We start from the raw sequence: 14,515 nt of genomic DNA, 5'->3' as shown, positions 1-14,515 counted from the left end.
TTGGTGATCGTCAGGGCCCGACGACATCGCCGGTCGATCGGCGGCCCCCGAGGGCCACGAGGACCCCCGCCTCATGCTCAACGTTCTCGGCGGCGTGGCCGGCACGACCCGGTAGCGGGGCCGGGCTAGGCTCCTGCCCGTGACGTGGCTGCGGGCCCTCCGGGAAGTCGTGCGATCCGGGCTCACGATCGAGGAGGCGCGACTTGAGCCCCTGCTCGCGCTGCGCACAGCTGTGGGGGTGGCGCTCGTCATCGGGCCGGCGCTGTGGCTGGCCTCCCCGGCGTAAGCCGCGTCCGCCGCCCTCGGCGCCTACTCCGCGGGCGCAGCCACGTTCCAGCGCACCTGGCGTCCCCGCAAAGTCATCGCGCTCGGCGCGGGCGTAGGTCTGGCACTCGGCACCTTCCTCGGGTATCTGGCCGCGGGGCGACTCGCGACGTTCCTCCCACTGCTGGCCGTATGGGCCTTTGCCGCAGGGATGGCGTAGGCCGTCGGATCGACCGCCGGGATCGTCGCGGCGACGACGGTCGGCAGCATGCTGGTGACCGTCACCCTGCCCACGAGCATCGGGCGGGCCCTGGAGCACGCCGGGATCATCGCGCTCGGGGGCGTGGCGCAGGCCCTGCTGATCCTGCTGTTCCCGATCCGCCGTTGGGGGGCGCATCGTGACGCGCTCGCCGACGCCCTGGCCGCCGTGGCGGACTACGCCCGCCGGCTGCGGCACGACCCGACCGCCCCGTTCGACCCGGAACCGTTGATGACGGCCCGGGACGCGGCCGCCGTGACGCCGTCGCAGGCCCGCACCCGTCCCTCCGTCCTGCACGGCCCCAGGGGACTCGCCGAGCGCATTCGGCCCGTCGTCGCCGCACTCGCCGACCCGGGCGTCGGCGCCCCGCCGGAGGGGCCCGGGCGGGACCGGGCAAGGGAGTTGCTCGACGCCGCCGCCGAGGTCCTGGATGCGGCCGCCCGTTCGATCCGCCGCGGCACTCCCACCGAGGTGTCGCCCGGAAGCACGGACGCCCTGTGCGTCGACGAGGAGCACGAGGTGCTGGAGGGCCCCGCGCGGCAGGCCGCCGAGCGGCTCGTGGAACTGCTCGGCGAGGCCTTGGAGATCGCCCGGTGCGGCACGCCCGGGAGGACGCCCGCGCCGCCCGTCCCCGAGGACGCCCAGGTCCTGGTGCGCCCGACCATGTTCCGGCTGGTCCCGGTCGTGGTCCGGGCGGTCCGACGTGAGCTCCGCCGGGACTCGCCCGTGTTCCGGCACGCCGTCCGCCTGGCGGCGGTGGCCACGCTCGGCTACCTGATCGCCGCCCGGCTTCCGGTGGGCCACGGCTATTGGGTGCCCATCACTTCGGTGATGGTGATGCGGCCGGACTTCCACCAGACGTACGCGCGGGCGGTGGCCCGTCTCGCCGGGACCCTGGCGGGGGTCGCCCTCGCCACCGGGATGGGGCGGGCCCTGGGCCCGGACGCCCAGGTGTTCGGCCTGCTGGCGGTGGTCTCGGCGGGCCTGTCGTTCATGCTGAACCGTACCGGCTACGCCTACTCCCAGTGCTTCACTGCCGCATACGTCGTCTTCCTGCTCGGCATGGGCGGCCAGGCGTGGGAGCAGACGGTCCCGGAGCGGGTGGTGCTCACCCTGCTCGGCGGGGCCCTCGCGATGCTGGCGTACGTGGTGTTCCCCGCATGGGAGACACCCCGACTGCCGGGCCGGCTTGCGGACTGGCTCGCCGCCGAGGGCCGCTACGCGGCCGCGGTGCTCCGCAGCTACGCCGAACCGACCCGGGAACATCACGCCGACCTGCGCAGGGCACTGCTGGCGAACAGGGAGGCACGCGCCGCCTGGCAGGAGGCGTACGACCGGGCAAGGCAGGAACCGGTCCGCCCCAGGGGCCTGACGTCACGCGAGGCGGAGGAGGCGCAGGAGGCGATCAAGGGCTTCGACCGGGCGGCGATGCTCATGGAGAGCCACCTCCCGCGGGCCGACAGCCGTCCCGTCCCCGAGGCGGAGCGGCTCGCCGAGGCTCTGGAGGCGGACACTGCGCAGGCGGCGGTCGATGTGCGCGAGCACAGGAATCCGGACTGGGCGCGCGTGGAGGAGGCGCTCCACGCGTGGGAGGGCGCCGCCGGGGGCGGGAGCCCGGTGGTGCGGCGCGGGGCGGAAATGCAGAAGCGGGCCTTGGAGGCCCTCGCGACGGCCGTGAGCCGTACACCCCTGGAACGGGACGTCGGCTCCGCTCTCGAAGAGCAACGGGTGCGGGCGGCCGCAGCGACGGAAGGTGACGGATCAGGATCCGCCCACCGGGGTGGGTGACGGCTCCGGCGACGGAGGAGCGCGCCGCGCCTCCTGGAGCGGGAAGTAGTCTCCCGGCCGCGTCGAGCGACGCCACACGTACCCCGCTGTCGCCATCACGAGGATCAGACCTGCCAGGTCGAGCAGTTCGACCCCCTCGACGTTCCACCGGAAGGACTTCTCCGCCTCGGCCGTCACGATGAGCACCTTGCGGATGCCGGCAACCAGGCCGACGACGAGGAACGGCTCCGCGTCGAGGGTCTGGTTCCTGATGGTCAGGCGGACGGTGTGGAGCAGCTCGGCCACGATGAACAGCATAAGGCTGTTGTCCAGGGCGGACAGAACGACCGCCTCCTCCTCGTACGGCCCCTGGATCGACCTGATGACGTCGTGGACGACCCCGACGGTCAGGATTCCCGCGAGCAGTACGAGGAGCGCCGCGACAATGAGGTGGATGCCGTCCTCGAGGAGCTGCAGGAGGCCCTGTACCCGGCCGCCGCCCTCGGTCCGGGAGCTTGGGTCTCACGGTCGGCATCCTGGGGGGCGCCCCAGGCCAGCGGGCGCGGCTCGCTGTGCTGCCAAACGGGTGGACGAGGGATTCCTCCCTGGTGGCAGCCTGCGGGGGTGGGACGAGGCGCGACATCAGCGACCGAGTTCTACCCCGCGGCCGGAGAAGGCAGGGCCGGGGTCAGCCTCGTTCCTCGCGGCGGCCCTGCCGGCCGCAGACGTCGTCCCGCGGGTGTGATTGTCGAGGAACACCAGTCTGGCCATGTTGGGGCGCTGCGCCGGCAGGTCCGGGGCGCCACGGCCCAGGTGCCCGGCGAACAGCGTGTGACCCAGGCGGTTCCACGCCAGCACGTCACTACAGCAGAAGGGCCCAGATCTCTATTGGAGATCTGGGCCCTTCTGAGCAGTAGCGGGGACAGGATTTGAACCTGCGACCTCTGGGTTATGAGCCCAGCGAGCTACCGAGCTGCTCCACCCCGCGTCGATGCCTCCACCATACGGCACCTTTGGCCTGGGCTTCTCCGGATTTCCTGGCCGACCTGCTGTCGCAAGCGCTCGCAGCTTGCAGGGGCATTCGTTCTCTGCCGCCTCCGGCGATGGGGGAGTGCGGGCCGCAGCTGCCGGGGAGCGGCGGCCCGCACTGCTGTTTCCGAGGATGTCCTGACGACTGCGAAGCTATGCGGTTCGCGTGGTGCCGCGGGCCTACCGGGTGGCCTTGCTATCAGTCTGAGTCTCACGGAAGGCATCGGCGCGAGAGGTCAGATGAGGGAGGGCAGGATGCCGCGGGGCCAGTGTCCGAGCCAGAATGCGGCGGCTGAGGGCCGGTCCTGGGCCTCGGTGGAGCCGTCGTGCAGCAGGTACTCGGTGGGAGCCACATAGCCTTCGCCCGGGGCGAGGCGTATTCGGATGATGCGGATGGGGCGGCCGCTGGCGACGTAGTCGCGGTAGTCCTGGGTGTGCGGGTAGCGGTCGGCGTGGTAGTCGGGGTGGACGGCTCGGCAGACCGCTTGGGCGTCGATGGCACCGAGAATGATGTATCGCACTCCGGGGCCGAGGTTGAGGCAGAGCCTGCGGCGTCCGGTGTGCCTGTCGGCGTACGCGAGCTTGTCCCAGTTGTCGAGGTGCAGCCCGATCAGTCGGCCGTCCTCGTAGTTGTCGGTGGTTGTGGTCATGTCGGGCTTGGCGAGGGCTTGACCGAGGTACACCGCGTCCGGGTCGCCCAGTGGGCCGGTGAGGTCTTCGAGCGGGAGTCCTTCCCGAAACGTGGGCCGGACGATCTCCACGAGGGCGCTGTCCAGGGGGCGACGAGGGGCCGTGACCGCCTTGACGTCCGCTTCCCTCATGGGGCGCCACTGCCCGGCGGGGATGATCGCGCCGGGCTCGTATGCGGCCTCGTCGGGGCGGGTGGTCCGGACGGTGGCGACCTCGCAGCGGGCGCGGAGGGCGGACGGGGCGCCGTAGGCGATGTGCAGGGGCACGAGGTCCTCCCGGTCAGTCGTCCCCGATGATGATGTCGAGTTCGTGCACCAAGGCCTCGGCAAGGTCGGACTGCTGCCCGGGGTCGATGCGGACCTTGGCGAGGTTCGCGACACCGCGGATGGCCGACAGGTCGTTCTCCCGAAGGTCGGTGTTGCGGTAGCGCCCCGTGCCGAATTCGGTGAGCCGGAGCGTGCAATCGGTGAACACGACGTCGGACAGGTCACAGTCGGTGAACGTGGCCTCTGTGAGGACGCAGCCGACGAAGGCCACGGGGCCGGTGACGCGGACCTTCTCGAAGGTGGCGAAGTCGAGCTTGCAACCTTCGAACAGCACGTCGTCGAGGACCAAACCGTCCAGGGAGATGCCCATCAGCTTGCAGTCCCGGAAGCGGACGCGGGTCAGCTTGCTGCCGGTCCAGTGTGCCGAACCGAGCTCGCTGTCGCCGATCTCCACACCGTGGAGATTGACCCCCTCGAACTCGACCCGCTTCGCGCGGACGCACGCGATGCAGCCGGTGACCAGCTGGGTTTCCGCGAGCCCGAGCGATCGGAGATCGGCGTCCCCGTACGCGAAGTCCTGGACGGTGCCGCGGGAGCTGTCGAGGCTGTCGACGTTGCTCAGGTAGAGGCCGGGCTCGTCCAGCTCCGGCAGGGTGATGGTGGTGAGGCCGAAAGTGCGGGTGACCATGGTGCTCCTTGTCGTTGGGGCGGGGCGGCCCCGGGGCTGGCGGCGGGGACTGATCACCTCGGCCTTTTCCTCGCCGCCGCCTCCTCGGGCCGCACCGAACGGCTGGTGGCGCTGCTCACCGACGACGCCACCGCGATCTCCGACGGCGCGGGCCTCACCAAGAGGCTGCTGCGGTACGACACTCCGGGGCGCATCGCCGCCATCGCACGGGCCGGCTTCACGTCCACGCCCGCGAAGCAGCGACTCGCCGGAGGGGTCTCCGAGGTCCACTTCGCGCTCGTCAACGGCGCCCCCGCCCTCCTCTTCGTGCCCGGCGGCAAGGTCGTCGGCGCAGTGACGTTCGACATCGAGGACGGCAAGATCGCAACCGTGCGCGGCATCGCCGCCCCTGCCCGCCTCGTCCGCCTCGCCGGGGCCTGGCGGCAACACGAACCGGACGCGCCGCTCATCACCGAGTGGTGACGGGCGGGGGTTCAAGCCGGGTGCGGATGTCCTGACGCTGTGGCTGCGGCCTCGGCCCCCCTCACCTTGGCTCGCCGTCGGACCCAGGTCATCACGAGGACGAGGGAAGCCGCGGCGCCGTACGCGATGTTGCTCAGCGACGGATGGAAGTGGAGCGTCGGGGCGAGGATGTAGACAGCGGCGCCCGCGAGCGGGATGCCGAGCCATTCCCAGCGTCCGTCCAGGGCGACGAGGGCGATCAGGAGGAGCGCGTACCAGGAGTAGCCGGGCGTGAGGAGGACGAAGGACCAGCCGGTGACCAGGAGGGCGCCGCTCCAGGGGCGCCGCGGGTCCCCGCGCCACATCACGTACACCGACACCGCCGCGACGATGACGAGCAGTACGGGGAAGGCCCAGGTGTCGGGCAGGACCAGGCGTAGGAGCGAATAGCGGGACCCGGCCGAGGCGTCGTCGTAGCCCTCCTCCTCGACGTAGCCGCCGAGGTAGCCGAAGACCGAGCCGTGCGAGAGGAGGACGTACGGGAGGTAGGAGAGTACGGCGAAGGCAGCGGCGGGCAGGAGCACGGCGGCCGCGTCGCGGAAGCGCCGGACCCCGGACAGGGCTCCGGGCAGGACGACGGCCGGCATCAGCTTCGTGGCGATGGCGGCGCCGATCAGTACTCCGCCCGCTGCCCGCCGGGTCAGTGCCCGGGAGGCGACGAGGCCGAGTCCGGCGATCGCGAGGAGCACGCCCAGGACGTCGACGTGCGCGTTGTTGACCGCATCCAGAGGGACGGCCGGGCACCAGGCCCAGTACGCGGCCTTGCGCAGGTCGGTGCCGCGCCGTCGCAGGATCAGGAGGAGCGTGCCCGTGACTCCGAGGGACAGCAGGGCGGCCCCGATCTGGAACGGCTTGTGGCGGGAGTCTGCAGGGGAGAGCCGGTCCACGGCCAGGAAGTACGCCTCGGCGACGGGCGGATAGATGGTGTGGACGGCGGGCCTGTTGATACGGGTGCAGTGACGCGTGCCGTCGGTGTGGGGGATCGGGGCGAGGCCGGGGCCCGTGCAGGCGGCGCCGGTGGGGAACAGCCAGGGGTCGCGCAGCCGGGCGAGCGCCGGGTCCTGGGGGGTGTGGTCGTACGGGGAGATGCCGGCGGACTGGACTCGGCCGTCCCAGGCGTAGCGGTAGGAGTCGGTGCTGGTCCGCGGCGGCCCCGTCAGCCCGGTCAGCGTGACGACGACGGCCCCTGCGGCGATCAGCCACGCGACGCTACGAGAGGGGACGCGGCGCAGAGCCAGCAGCGCGACGGTGAACAGCGCCCAGCAGGCCGCGTACCAGCAGAACAGGCCGACCGGGTCGCTGAAGTAGTCCCCGTACATGATGGTGCGGGCGAGGAGCGCCGTGAGTGCCGCAAGGGCGAGGGCGGTGGTCACCAGCGCGGTGCGAGGAGTGAGGGCGGTAAGGGCTTTCACCTGCGGAATCGTTCCAGGGATCGACTCTCCCGTGGGCCGCGCCGTCGCGGATGTCCGTGATTCGTAAGATGTTCCGGCAGCCTGCGCGGGCCTTGCCGGGGGTGTGATGGGGGCATGCGTTTCACCCTGCCCTCGGGGCCGCCCGTCACCTTCAAGGCGCGCCTGCACGACGCCCGCACCGCGACCGCCATCGGCCGCTGGCTCGGCCTGGCCATGGCCGTCTGCTTCGCGACCGGTGTCCTGAGCCACTACCTCCAGCACCCGCCCGGATGGCTGGCCGACTCGCTGCCGAGCCGCCCGTACTGGGGATACCGGTTCACCCAGGGGCTGCACGTGGCGTCCGGGATCGCCGCGATCCCGCTCCTGCTGGCGAAGCTGTGGGCGGTCTATCCGCGCCTGTTCGCCTGGCCTCCGGTGCGATCGGTCCTCCATGCGCTGGAGCGGATCTCGGTGGCGGTCCTGGTCGCGGCCGGACTGTTCGAGCTGTTCACCGGGCTGCTGAACACCTTCCAGTGGTACCCCTGGCCCTTCAACTTCGTTCCCGTGCACTACGCGGTGGCCTGGCTCCTGCTGGGATCGCTCCTGCTGCACGTCGCCGTGCAATGGCCGAAGATCCGCGACCACTTCACGCTCCGTTCCCCCGGAACCCTGGCCCTGCCCGAGGCCGACGGGCCCGACCGCCGGCAGCTCCTCCTCGGCGTCACGGCCGCGGTCGGAGCGGTCACGCTCGCCACGGTCGGGCAGTCCGTCACCGCACTCGGCCCGCTGGAACTGTTCGGCCCGCGCAGCCCCGCCCACGGGCCCCAAGGACTCCCCGTGAACCGGACGGCCGCCGCCGCGCGCGTCTCCGAGGCCTCCTTGGCCGACTGGCAACTGACCGTGGACGGGCCGCGTCCCTACAGCCTCACGTTGGAGGAGCTGCGCGCCATGCCACAGCATGACGTCACCCTGCCCATCGCCTGCGTCGAGGGCTGGAGCAAGTCCGCCCACTGGACCGGGGTCCGGGTACGGGACCTCCTGGAGCGTGCGGGAGGCGGCCCGGGTGCGCGGGCTCGGGTGGTCTCCCTGGAAGCGGCGGGCGCCTACCGCGTGATGGAGATGGGACGCCTGTACGCGCAGGACCCGCTCACGCTGCTCGCGCTCCGGCTGAACGGCGAAGTGCTGTCCCTGGACCACGGCTACCCGGCGCGGATCATCGCTCCGAACCGGCCCGGTGTCCTGCAGACCAAGTGGGTCGGCCGACTGGAGGTGGCGTGATGAACTTCCGATACGTGATGGGCGGATCCGGGCTGGTGTGCACGGCCTGGGGCGGGTGGCTGCTCCTCCAGCAGCCCGAGCCCTGGCGGATCGCCGTCTGGCTCGGGGGAGCGGTCGTTGTGCACGACGGGTTCGTCGCGCCCGCCGTGATGGCGATCGCCGCCGTCGTTGCGGTGGCCGGCCTGCGCCTGCACGGGGTTCCGCGTGCGGCCCTGATCGTCGCGGGCTCCCTCACGGCGATTGCGCTTCCCCCACTCCTGCGCCCGGAGGGCGTGGCCGACCCCACCGTCCTGCCGCTCGACTACCTGCGCAACTGGCTGCTCGCCATGGCCGCCATCGCGCTGTTCACCCTCGCGTACGTTGGTGTGCCTGCCGTGGCGCGCCGGGCGCGCCGGATGGGCCGGGAGAGCCGTCGGGCCTGATCGAAGCGGTGCCGCAGAGAAGCCGCCGGGTAAGCGCATTGTTCTTGAATGGTCGTTCATGTATTTTCTTCTCATGCCCAGACCGCGAGAGTTCGAGCCCGATGCCGTCCTGAACGTGGCCATGCTCCGGTTCTGGGAGCGCGGATACCGGGCCGTCTCCGTCGAGGACCTGGTCAAGGCGACCGGGGTCAAGCCCGGCAGTCTCTACAGCGCCTTCCCCGGCGGCAAGCGCGCGCTGTTCCTGAAGTCGCTGGAGCGGTACGCGAAGCTGATCGTCCCCCAGAAGCTGGGCGAGCTGGAGGCTCCTGGAGCCTCGTTGGGTGAGGTCCGCGGATACTTCGACGGGCTGGTGTGCGATCTGCTCAGTCCTGAAGGCCGGCAGGGCTGCCTGCTCGTCAATACGGCGATCGAGAACGCCGCCGAGGACGACGAGGCGGCGGCCGCCGTCCGCGGACACCTGGCCCGGCTGGAGCGGTGCATGACCCACGCACTGGAGAACGCGCTCCGCAGGGGGCAGGTGCGCGCCTCACTGGACTGTTCCGGGAGCGCCAAGCTCCTGGTCGCCACCTGCCAGGGGCTCATGGTCGTCGGCAAGGCCAACCCGGACGAGACGCTCCTGCGCGCGATCGTCGACAACGCTTTCGCCGCTCTCGCCTGACGGCGAGGCGCACGGGCCACCGTACGCGGTGGCCCTTTTCTCCGCACCGATAGTTGAATGACTGCTCAAGAATGGAGTCGGTACATGAAGGCCATCGTCATCTCCGCCCACGGCGGACCCGAGGTGCTCACCCTCACCGAACTGCCGGACCCCGTGCCCGCCGACGGCGAAGTGCTCATCCGGGTCAAGGCGTTCGGCCTCAACCACGCCGAGGCCTACATGCGCAGCGGCGCCTGGGGGAAGGTCGCAGCCGTCCCCGGCATCGAGTGCGCCGGGGTGGTCGAGGCCGACCCGTCCGGCGAACTCGCCCTCGGAACCCGGGTCGTGGCGATACTCGGCGGCATGGGGCGGACCCGCAACGGAAGCTACGCGGAGTTGGTGACCGTACCGGCGACCAACGTGGTGGCCGTCCGCTCGCCGCTGGACTGGGCCGATCTCGCGGCGGTCCCCGAGGTGTACGCGACGGCGTGGAGCGGCCTGTTCGGCAATCTGGACCTGCAGCCTGACGAGACCGTCCTGGTGCGCGGAGCGACCTCCTCGCTCGGCCAGGCCGCCGTCAACCTGGCGGTCGACCACGGCGCCACCGTCCTCGCCACGACCCGCGACCCGCTGCGGGCACCCCTGCTGAAGGAGCTCGGGGCCGCCGACGTCCTCATCGACGACGGCGCGCTCGCCGCCCAGGTCGCGGAGCGGGAGCTCGGCGTCGACGTGGTGTTCGACGTCGTCGGCAACAGCGTCCTGCGTGACTCGCTGGCCCTGGTCCGGCCGCGCGGGCGGGTCTGCCAGCTCGGCTTCCTGGGCGGATTCGAGCCCGTACGCGACTTCGACCCGATCGCCGACCTCCCCAGCGGAGTCCGGCTCAGCTTCTTCGGCAGCGCCTTCGTCCTGGGCACCCCCGCATTCCCGCTCACCGGCATACCGCTGGACGAGATCTACGCCAAGGTCGAGGCCGGTGTCCTGCGGGCCCGTCCCGCCCGGGTCTTCCGGTTCGACGAGATCGTGGAGGCCCATCGGGCCATGGAGTCCGGAGAAGCCCTCGGGAAGATGGTCGTCACCGTCGGCTGAGACGCCAGACCTTTCGCCAGCCCACCGGCGCGGGCAGCGACTCCGGGTGGGATCCGCACTGCCGCGGATCCCACCTGGTGGTTCGCCGCTCGGCAACCGTCAGCGCGTGAGGTGTACGAAGTGCCGGCCCGCCGTCTGCCAGGTTTCGTACGGGGTCCAGTCCGCGGCCCGCGCCTCGGCGCACAGGGCGCGGGCGCCGAGCCGGGCCCACCAGAATGAGGCTCCGCGGCCGCCATCGCCGTCCTCGACGTGGACCTCAACGCGTTCGTCGACGTCGGTTGTGGCGACCTCGACCAGCAGGGAGCCGCCGGGTGCGGTCAGTTCGACTGCGCGGAGCAGCAGGGCTGCGGGGTCTCCGCCGATTCCGATGTTGCCGTCTATGAGGAGGACCGTGCCCCAGCGGCCTTCGCGGGGAAGCGGGTCGAACACCGACCGGCAGAGGGCGCTGCCGCCCGCCCGCACGGTGCGGGCCACCGCCTCGGGGGTGACGTCCACGCCGAGTGCGGTGTGTCCGAGCCGGGCGAGGGCGGTGACCAGCCGGCCCGGTCCGCAGCCGATGTCGAGGACGGGCCCGGTACACCGTGCCAGGACGGTGTCGTCGGCCGAGTCGGGCTCGGCGCACCACCGCTCGACTTCGAGCGGCAGCAGCCACCCGTCGCGCCGACGGAGGAACAGCGGCCCCTGCCCGGTGCGGAGGGCGGCCGCGTACGGATCCGCCTGCCAGGCACGGGTAGCGGGCTCGGCGAGTTGGGCGGTCATCGGGTCACCGCGCACAGGCCGTGGTGCAGGGCGGCGAAGCGCGTCCACGGGGCTGCGGCCGCGACCCGTTTCGCGTCGGCGGGGGTGTCCACGTCGCAGAGCTCGGGCAGGTCGCGTACGGCCAGCCCCGCATCGGTCAGTCGCTGCCGTTGGACCTCGCCGGTGTGGGTCACGGACATGGGGACGCCGAGCAGCAGGGCCGGGTCGGGGTCGGCCAGGCCCAGTGCCCAGAACCCTCCGTCGTCGGCGGGACCGAACCAGGCGTCCGCCTCGGTGAAGTCGAGCCCGAGTGCGAGCAGGCCGGGAGTGATCTGCGGGGTGTCCATGCCGATCAGCAGGGCCGGCCCTTCGGCCAGGGCGAAGGCGGCGGCCAGTCGGACGTCCAGGCCGCCCGTGCACTGCGGGACGACCTCGATCCCCTCCGGGATCCAAGGACCCGGCTGCCCGTCGAGGACCAGGACACGCCGCGCGGCCGGAGTCGCCAGGACCGTCGCGAGGGTGTCCTGGAGTGAGGCGAGGGCCAGGTCGGCTGCCTGCTGCGGGGTGAACTGCGGGGTGAGACGGGTTTTCACGCGCCCGGCGACGGGCGCCTTGGCGATGACGAGGAGGGTGCTCATGCGGAGACCCCCTCGGTCGGTGCGGGTCGGGCGCCCGGCGGCTCGGCGAGCACCTTGCGCATGTCCCGTACCGCGTGCCAGGTACCCCGCCAGGTGCCGGTGACCTTGGACTTCCCGGATCGGGGGAGGTACGGGATGTCCGTCTCGGCCACCCGCCAGCCCGCGTCGGCGGCCCGTACGACCATCTGGAGCGGGTAGCCGCTGCGCCGGTCGCTCAGGTCCAGGCCGAGCAGGGCCTCGCGGCGCGCGACCCGCATCGGTCCGAGGTCGTGGAGCCGCAGTCCGGTGCGGCGGCGCAGCATGCGGGCCAGGGCGAAGTTCCCCGCCCGGGCGTGCGCGGGCCAGGTGCCGCGGCCCTGCGGGCGGCGCCGGCCGAGCAGCAGATCCGTTTCGCCGGCCGCGACCCGTTCGGCCATGGGCGCGAGCAGTCCGGGGTCCATGGAGGCGTCGCAGTCGCAGAAGCAGACCAACTCGGCGCGCGCGGCGAGCAGTCCGGCGTGGCAGGCGGCGCCGAAGCCGCGCCGGGTCTCGTGCACGACGGTGGCGCCGAGGGAGCGGGCGATGTCCGCCGAGCCGTCGGTGGAGCCGTTGTCGACGACGATGGCCCGCCACCCGGCCGGCACCCGCGCGAGCACCCAGGGCAGGGCTTCCGCCTCGTCGAGGCACGGCAGTACGAGGTCCGCGAGAGGCGGACGACAAGCAGAAGGAGTCACCCTCCACACCGTAGGAACCGGACGGCCAAGAACGGCGCCGGAAGACCTTACGAAACGCGGACACCGCGTCGGTGGCGGCAGGGCCAGTGCGACGCGGCACCGCACGGGGCCACTCTCGCATGGCATCCCGCAACGAAACCGACCGAGCCCCGGCACTGGCCCGACCTCGTCGTCGCGAGCACGGAGTGCGCCTGGCAAGGTACGGGCGTGGCCCCGCTACCGGTCGAGGTCAATGGAAAGGAGATGACGCGGGGTGCCGTTCAACCTGCTGGTCGACGCCATCCGCCACACCCCGGCCGACGGAGCGGTCGCGATCGCCACGGAACACCGCGCGGACGCGGTGGTGCTGTCCGTCACCGACCCCTGCGGCGGCATCCCGGAGGACGACCTGCCCAGGGCCTTCGATACCGGCTGGCGCGGCAGTCAGGCCCGCACCCCTCTCGCGGGCGCGGGCCTGGGCCTGGCAATCGTCGATCCGGGCACGCGGGCGTCACAACATGCCTGGCGGCTGCCGCTTCGAACTGACCCTCCCCGCACCTGCGTAGGCCGTGCGGATCCGGCCGACGACGTCGGCAGGATCCCCGGCTCAGCCGGTCACACCCGCCGACTCGCGCTGGCCGGCCCGCGCGAACTCGGCCATGCCGTCGGCGAAGCCGACCGACGGACCCCAGCCCAGCTCCTTGCGCAGCCGGGCCGAGTCGGCGGTGATGTGCCGTACGTCGCCGAGCCGGAACTCGCCCGTCACCACCGGGTCGGGCCCGCCGTGCGCCGTGGCCAGCGCGACCGCCATCTCGCCGACCGTGTGGGGTTCCCCGCTGCCGGTGTTGAAGGCGGTGAGCGCGCCGGCTTGCCGGGTGGCGACCGCCTCCAGTGCCACCACGTTCGCCGAGGCCACGTCCGTGACGTGGACGAAGTCCCTTCGCTGAGCGCCGTCCTCGTAGACCCGGGGCGCCTCGCCCCGGGCGAGCGAGGAGCGGAAGAAGGAGGCCACCCCGGCGTACGGGGTGTCGCGCGGCATGCCCGGCCCGTACACGTTGTGGTAGCGCATCGACACCGCACGGCCCTCCACGCACCGGGCCCAGTTCGCCGCGAGGTGCTCCTGGGCCAGTTTCGTCGTCGCGTACACGTTCCGCGGATCCGTCGGGGCGTCCTCGCCGACCAGGCCCGGGGCGAGGTCGGCTCCGCAGTCGGGGCAGCGGGGTTCGAACCGGCCCGCCGTCAGGTCCTCGGTCCGCCGCGGTCCGGGGCGTACCGTTCCATGCCGTTCGCAGGTGTACCGGCCCTCTCCGTAGACCACCATCGACCCGGCGAGTACGAGTTCCCGCACCCCGGCGGTCGCCATCTGCGCCAGCAGCACCGCCGTCCCGAGGTCGTTGCAGCCGACGTATTCGGGCGCGTCCGCGAAGTCTTTCCCGAGCCCGACCATGGCCGCCTGGTGGCACACCGCGTCCACTCCGCGCAGCGCGGCCCGGACCGCGTCGGCGTCCCGTACGTCGGCGCGGACGAACTCGGCCTCGGGCAGGGGTGGTGTGCCGGGGTGGGCGGCGGGCAGCAGGGCGTCGAGGACGACGGGGTCGTGCCCCCGGTCCTTGAGGGCGGTGACGATGTGGGAGCCGATGAACCCGGCTCCTCCGGTGACGAGTACGCGCATGCCGAGGACGCTACGCAGTGCGCGGCCCCCGGGAGGTCTCCCACGCGTGCACGTAAGACTTCCGTCATGCGGGAGCGCTGAGAGTCAGTGGTGACCCAGGTGGTCGTGGTCCTTCCAGATGCCGTCGCCCGGCATGTCGAGGCGGGCGGTGAGCGGTCGGCGCCACGGGGGAGTGGAGGTGGGCTCGCCCCAGTAGTCGGTGACCCGTACGGCCCGGCCGTCGCGGAGCTCGGCGATGGTGACGTTGCGGTAGAGGCGGCCGTCGCCGTAGTCACAGGTCCATTCCACGACGATGACGTCGTCGTCGAGGCGCAGCCGTCGTCCCACTTCGAGCGTGAGCTCGGGGAAGTTCCCCTCGACCTCTCCGATGAGCTTGCTGCCGCGGACGACCTCGCCCATCTGGGGCCACTGCCGCTCGACCTCCGGGGCGAGCGGCACCCCGAGGATGTAGGCGAGGCGGGTGCGGCCGTTCGATTCCGGAGTCGGCTCGTTCATGG

General features: G+C 72.1%; 14 protein-coding genes, 1 tRNA gene and 3 pseudogenes. 7 read left to right on the top strand and 11 right to left on the bottom strand.

Annotated elements, in window-relative coordinates:
• Positions 1-139 precede the first annotated feature (139 nt).
• A pseudogene (locus Sspor_RS06615) lies at positions 140-2,311 on the top strand (FUSC family protein).
• On the opposite strand, the gene Sspor_RS06610 reads toward Sspor_RS06615, so the two are convergent.
• From Sspor_RS06610 to Sspor_RS06590, 5 genes are all read right to left on the bottom strand, one after another.
• Positions 2,285-2,701, bottom strand: coding sequence for a phosphate-starvation-inducible PsiE family protein (locus Sspor_RS06610; RefSeq protein ID WP_237404266.1), 417 nt, complete (start codon positions 2,699-2,701; stop codon positions 2,285-2,287). The pseudogene Sspor_RS06615 and the gene Sspor_RS06610 overlap by 27 nt on opposite strands.
• A gap of 231 nt (positions 2,702-2,932) precedes the next feature.
• A complete protein-coding gene (locus Sspor_RS06605) occupies positions 2,933-3,148 on the bottom strand; it encodes an MmyB family transcriptional regulator (protein WP_443744682.1) in 216 nt (71 codons plus the stop codon).
• Positions 3,149-3,204: 56 nt separating this feature from the next.
• Positions 3,205-3,278: transfer RNA gene (locus tag Sspor_RS06600), tRNA-Met, on the bottom strand.
• Positions 3,279-3,555: 277 nt separating this feature from the next.
• Entirely contained in the window at positions 3,556-4,275 is a 720-nt protein-coding gene (locus Sspor_RS06595; protein ID WP_202198221.1) for a hypothetical protein, read from the bottom strand.
• A gap of 13 nt (positions 4,276-4,288) precedes the next feature.
• On the bottom strand, positions 4,289-4,963 hold the full coding sequence (locus Sspor_RS06590) for a pentapeptide repeat-containing protein (RefSeq protein WP_237403704.1): 675 nt from the start codon (positions 4,961-4,963) through the stop codon (positions 4,289-4,291).
• Positions 4,964-5,029: 66 nt separating this feature from the next.
• On the opposite strand from Sspor_RS06590, the pseudogene Sspor_RS06585 reads away from it, so the two are divergent.
• A pseudogene (locus Sspor_RS06585) lies at positions 5,030-5,425 on the top strand (sigma-70 family RNA polymerase sigma factor family protein); the annotation flags it as partial.
• A gap of 11 nt (positions 5,426-5,436) precedes the next feature.
• Here Sspor_RS06585 and Sspor_RS06580 read toward each other — a convergent pair.
• Complete coding sequence (locus tag Sspor_RS06580; RefSeq protein ID WP_308445525.1) at positions 5,437-6,876, bottom strand: glycosyltransferase 87 family protein; 1,440 nt, start codon at positions 6,874-6,876, stop codon at positions 5,437-5,439.
• 114 nt (positions 6,877-6,990) lie between these two features.
• Between Sspor_RS06580 and Sspor_RS06575 the strand changes: the two genes are divergently transcribed.
• The 4 genes from Sspor_RS06575 (at position 6,991) to Sspor_RS06560 (ending at position 10,278) form a co-directional block, all read left to right on the top strand.
• Positions 6,991-8,133, top strand: a complete 1,143-nt coding sequence (locus Sspor_RS06575; protein WP_202198219.1) for a molybdopterin-dependent oxidoreductase — start codon at positions 6,991-6,993, stop codon at positions 8,131-8,133.
• Positions 8,133-8,555 carry a hypothetical protein gene (locus Sspor_RS06570; protein WP_202198218.1) on the top strand — a complete coding sequence of 141 codons (423 nt, stop codon included), beginning with the start codon at positions 8,133-8,135 and terminating at the stop codon, positions 8,553-8,555. Before Sspor_RS06575 ends, Sspor_RS06570 begins: the two co-directional genes overlap by 1 nt.
• A 73-nt stretch (positions 8,556-8,628) precedes the next feature.
• The gene (locus Sspor_RS06565; RefSeq protein WP_202198217.1) at positions 8,629-9,213 is read left to right on the top strand and encodes a TetR/AcrR family transcriptional regulator; all 585 of its coding nucleotides are present in this window, start codon (positions 8,629-8,631) and stop codon (positions 9,211-9,213) included.
• An 84-nt stretch (positions 9,214-9,297) separates the two neighbouring features.
• Complete coding sequence (locus tag Sspor_RS06560; protein ID WP_202198216.1) at positions 9,298-10,278, top strand: zinc-binding dehydrogenase; 981 nt, start codon at positions 9,298-9,300, stop codon at positions 10,276-10,278.
• A 99-nt stretch (positions 10,279-10,377) separates the two neighbouring features.
• On the opposite strand, the gene Sspor_RS06555 is transcribed toward Sspor_RS06560, so the two are convergent.
• The 3 genes from Sspor_RS06555 to Sspor_RS06545 are packed head-to-tail and all read right to left on the bottom strand — an operon-like array spanning position 10,378 to position 12,367.
• Positions 10,378-11,037 (bottom strand): class I SAM-dependent methyltransferase, encoded by a 660-nt coding sequence (locus Sspor_RS06555; RefSeq protein WP_202198215.1) that lies wholly within the window; start codon positions 11,035-11,037, stop codon positions 10,378-10,380.
• A complete protein-coding gene (locus Sspor_RS06550; RefSeq protein WP_202198214.1) occupies positions 11,034-11,654 on the bottom strand; it encodes a TIGR04282 family arsenosugar biosynthesis glycosyltransferase in 621 nt (206 codons plus the stop codon). The genes Sspor_RS06555 and Sspor_RS06550 overlap by 4 nt, the downstream gene beginning before the upstream one ends.
• Positions 11,651-12,367 (bottom strand): glycosyltransferase family 2 protein, encoded by a 717-nt coding sequence (locus Sspor_RS06545; RefSeq protein WP_237403703.1) that lies wholly within the window; start codon positions 12,365-12,367, stop codon positions 11,651-11,653. The genes Sspor_RS06550 and Sspor_RS06545 overlap by 4 nt, the downstream gene beginning before the upstream one ends.
• Positions 12,368-12,480: 113 nt before the next feature.
• Here Sspor_RS06545 and Sspor_RS06540 point away from each other — a divergent pair.
• Positions 12,481-12,912: pseudogene (locus Sspor_RS06540) on the top strand (sensor histidine kinase); the annotation flags it as partial.
• Positions 12,913-12,953: 41 nt separating this feature from the next.
• On the opposite strand, the gene Sspor_RS06535 reads toward Sspor_RS06540, so the two are convergent.
• Together Sspor_RS06535 and Sspor_RS06530 are read right to left on the bottom strand one after the other, a co-directional pair.
• The gene (locus tag Sspor_RS06535) at positions 12,954-14,018 is read right to left on the bottom strand and encodes an NAD-dependent epimerase/dehydratase family protein (RefSeq protein ID WP_202198212.1); all 1,065 of its coding nucleotides are present in this window, start codon (positions 14,016-14,018) and stop codon (positions 12,954-12,956) included.
• Between the two features lie 84 nt (positions 14,019-14,102).
• Positions 14,103-14,513: a nuclear transport factor 2 family protein gene (locus Sspor_RS06530; RefSeq protein ID WP_202198211.1), complete on the bottom strand. Its 411-nt coding sequence runs from the start codon at positions 14,511-14,513 to the stop codon at positions 14,103-14,105.
• Positions 14,514-14,515 lie beyond the last annotated feature (2 nt).

The organism is Streptomyces spororaveus, from assembly GCF_016755875.1.
GTDB classification, from domain to species: domain Bacteria; phylum Actinomycetota; class Actinomycetes; order Streptomycetales; family Streptomycetaceae; genus Streptomyces; species Streptomyces spororaveus.
Note: the sequence above shows the minus strand (reverse complement) of the source record. Positions and strands in the feature narration are given on the sequence as shown.

What these genes read in the sequence shown, in the direction of transcription:
- Sspor_RS06590 (WP_237403704.1), bottom strand. Translation starts at nt 4,963, where the DNA reads ATGGTCACCCGCACTTTCGGCCTCACCACCATCACCCTGCCGGAGCTG.
- Sspor_RS06575 (WP_202198219.1), top strand. Translation starts at nt 6,991, where the DNA reads ATGCGTTTCACCCTGCCCTCGGGGCCGCCCGTCACCTTCAAGGCGCGC.
- Sspor_RS06570 (WP_202198218.1), top strand. Translation starts at nt 8,133, where the DNA reads ATGAACTTCCGATACGTGATGGGCGGATCCGGGCTGGTGTGCACGGCC.
- Sspor_RS06565 (WP_202198217.1), top strand. Translation starts at nt 8,629, where the DNA reads ATGCCCAGACCGCGAGAGTTCGAGCCCGATGCCGTCCTGAACGTGGCC.
- Sspor_RS06560 (WP_202198216.1), top strand. Translation starts at nt 9,298, where the DNA reads ATGAAGGCCATCGTCATCTCCGCCCACGGCGGACCCGAGGTGCTCACC.
- Sspor_RS06555 (WP_202198215.1), bottom strand. Translation starts at nt 11,037, where the DNA reads ATGACCGCCCAACTCGCCGAGCCCGCTACCCGTGCCTGGCAGGCGGAT.
- Sspor_RS06550 (WP_202198214.1), bottom strand. Translation starts at nt 11,654, where the DNA reads ATGAGCACCCTCCTCGTCATCGCCAAGGCGCCCGTCGCCGGGCGCGTG.
- Sspor_RS06535 (WP_202198212.1), bottom strand. Translation starts at nt 14,018, where the DNA reads ATGCGCGTACTCGTCACCGGAGGAGCCGGGTTCATCGGCTCCCACATC.
- Sspor_RS06530 (WP_202198211.1), bottom strand. Translation starts at nt 14,513, where the DNA reads ATGAACGAGCCGACTCCGGAATCGAACGGCCGCACCCGCCTCGCCTAC.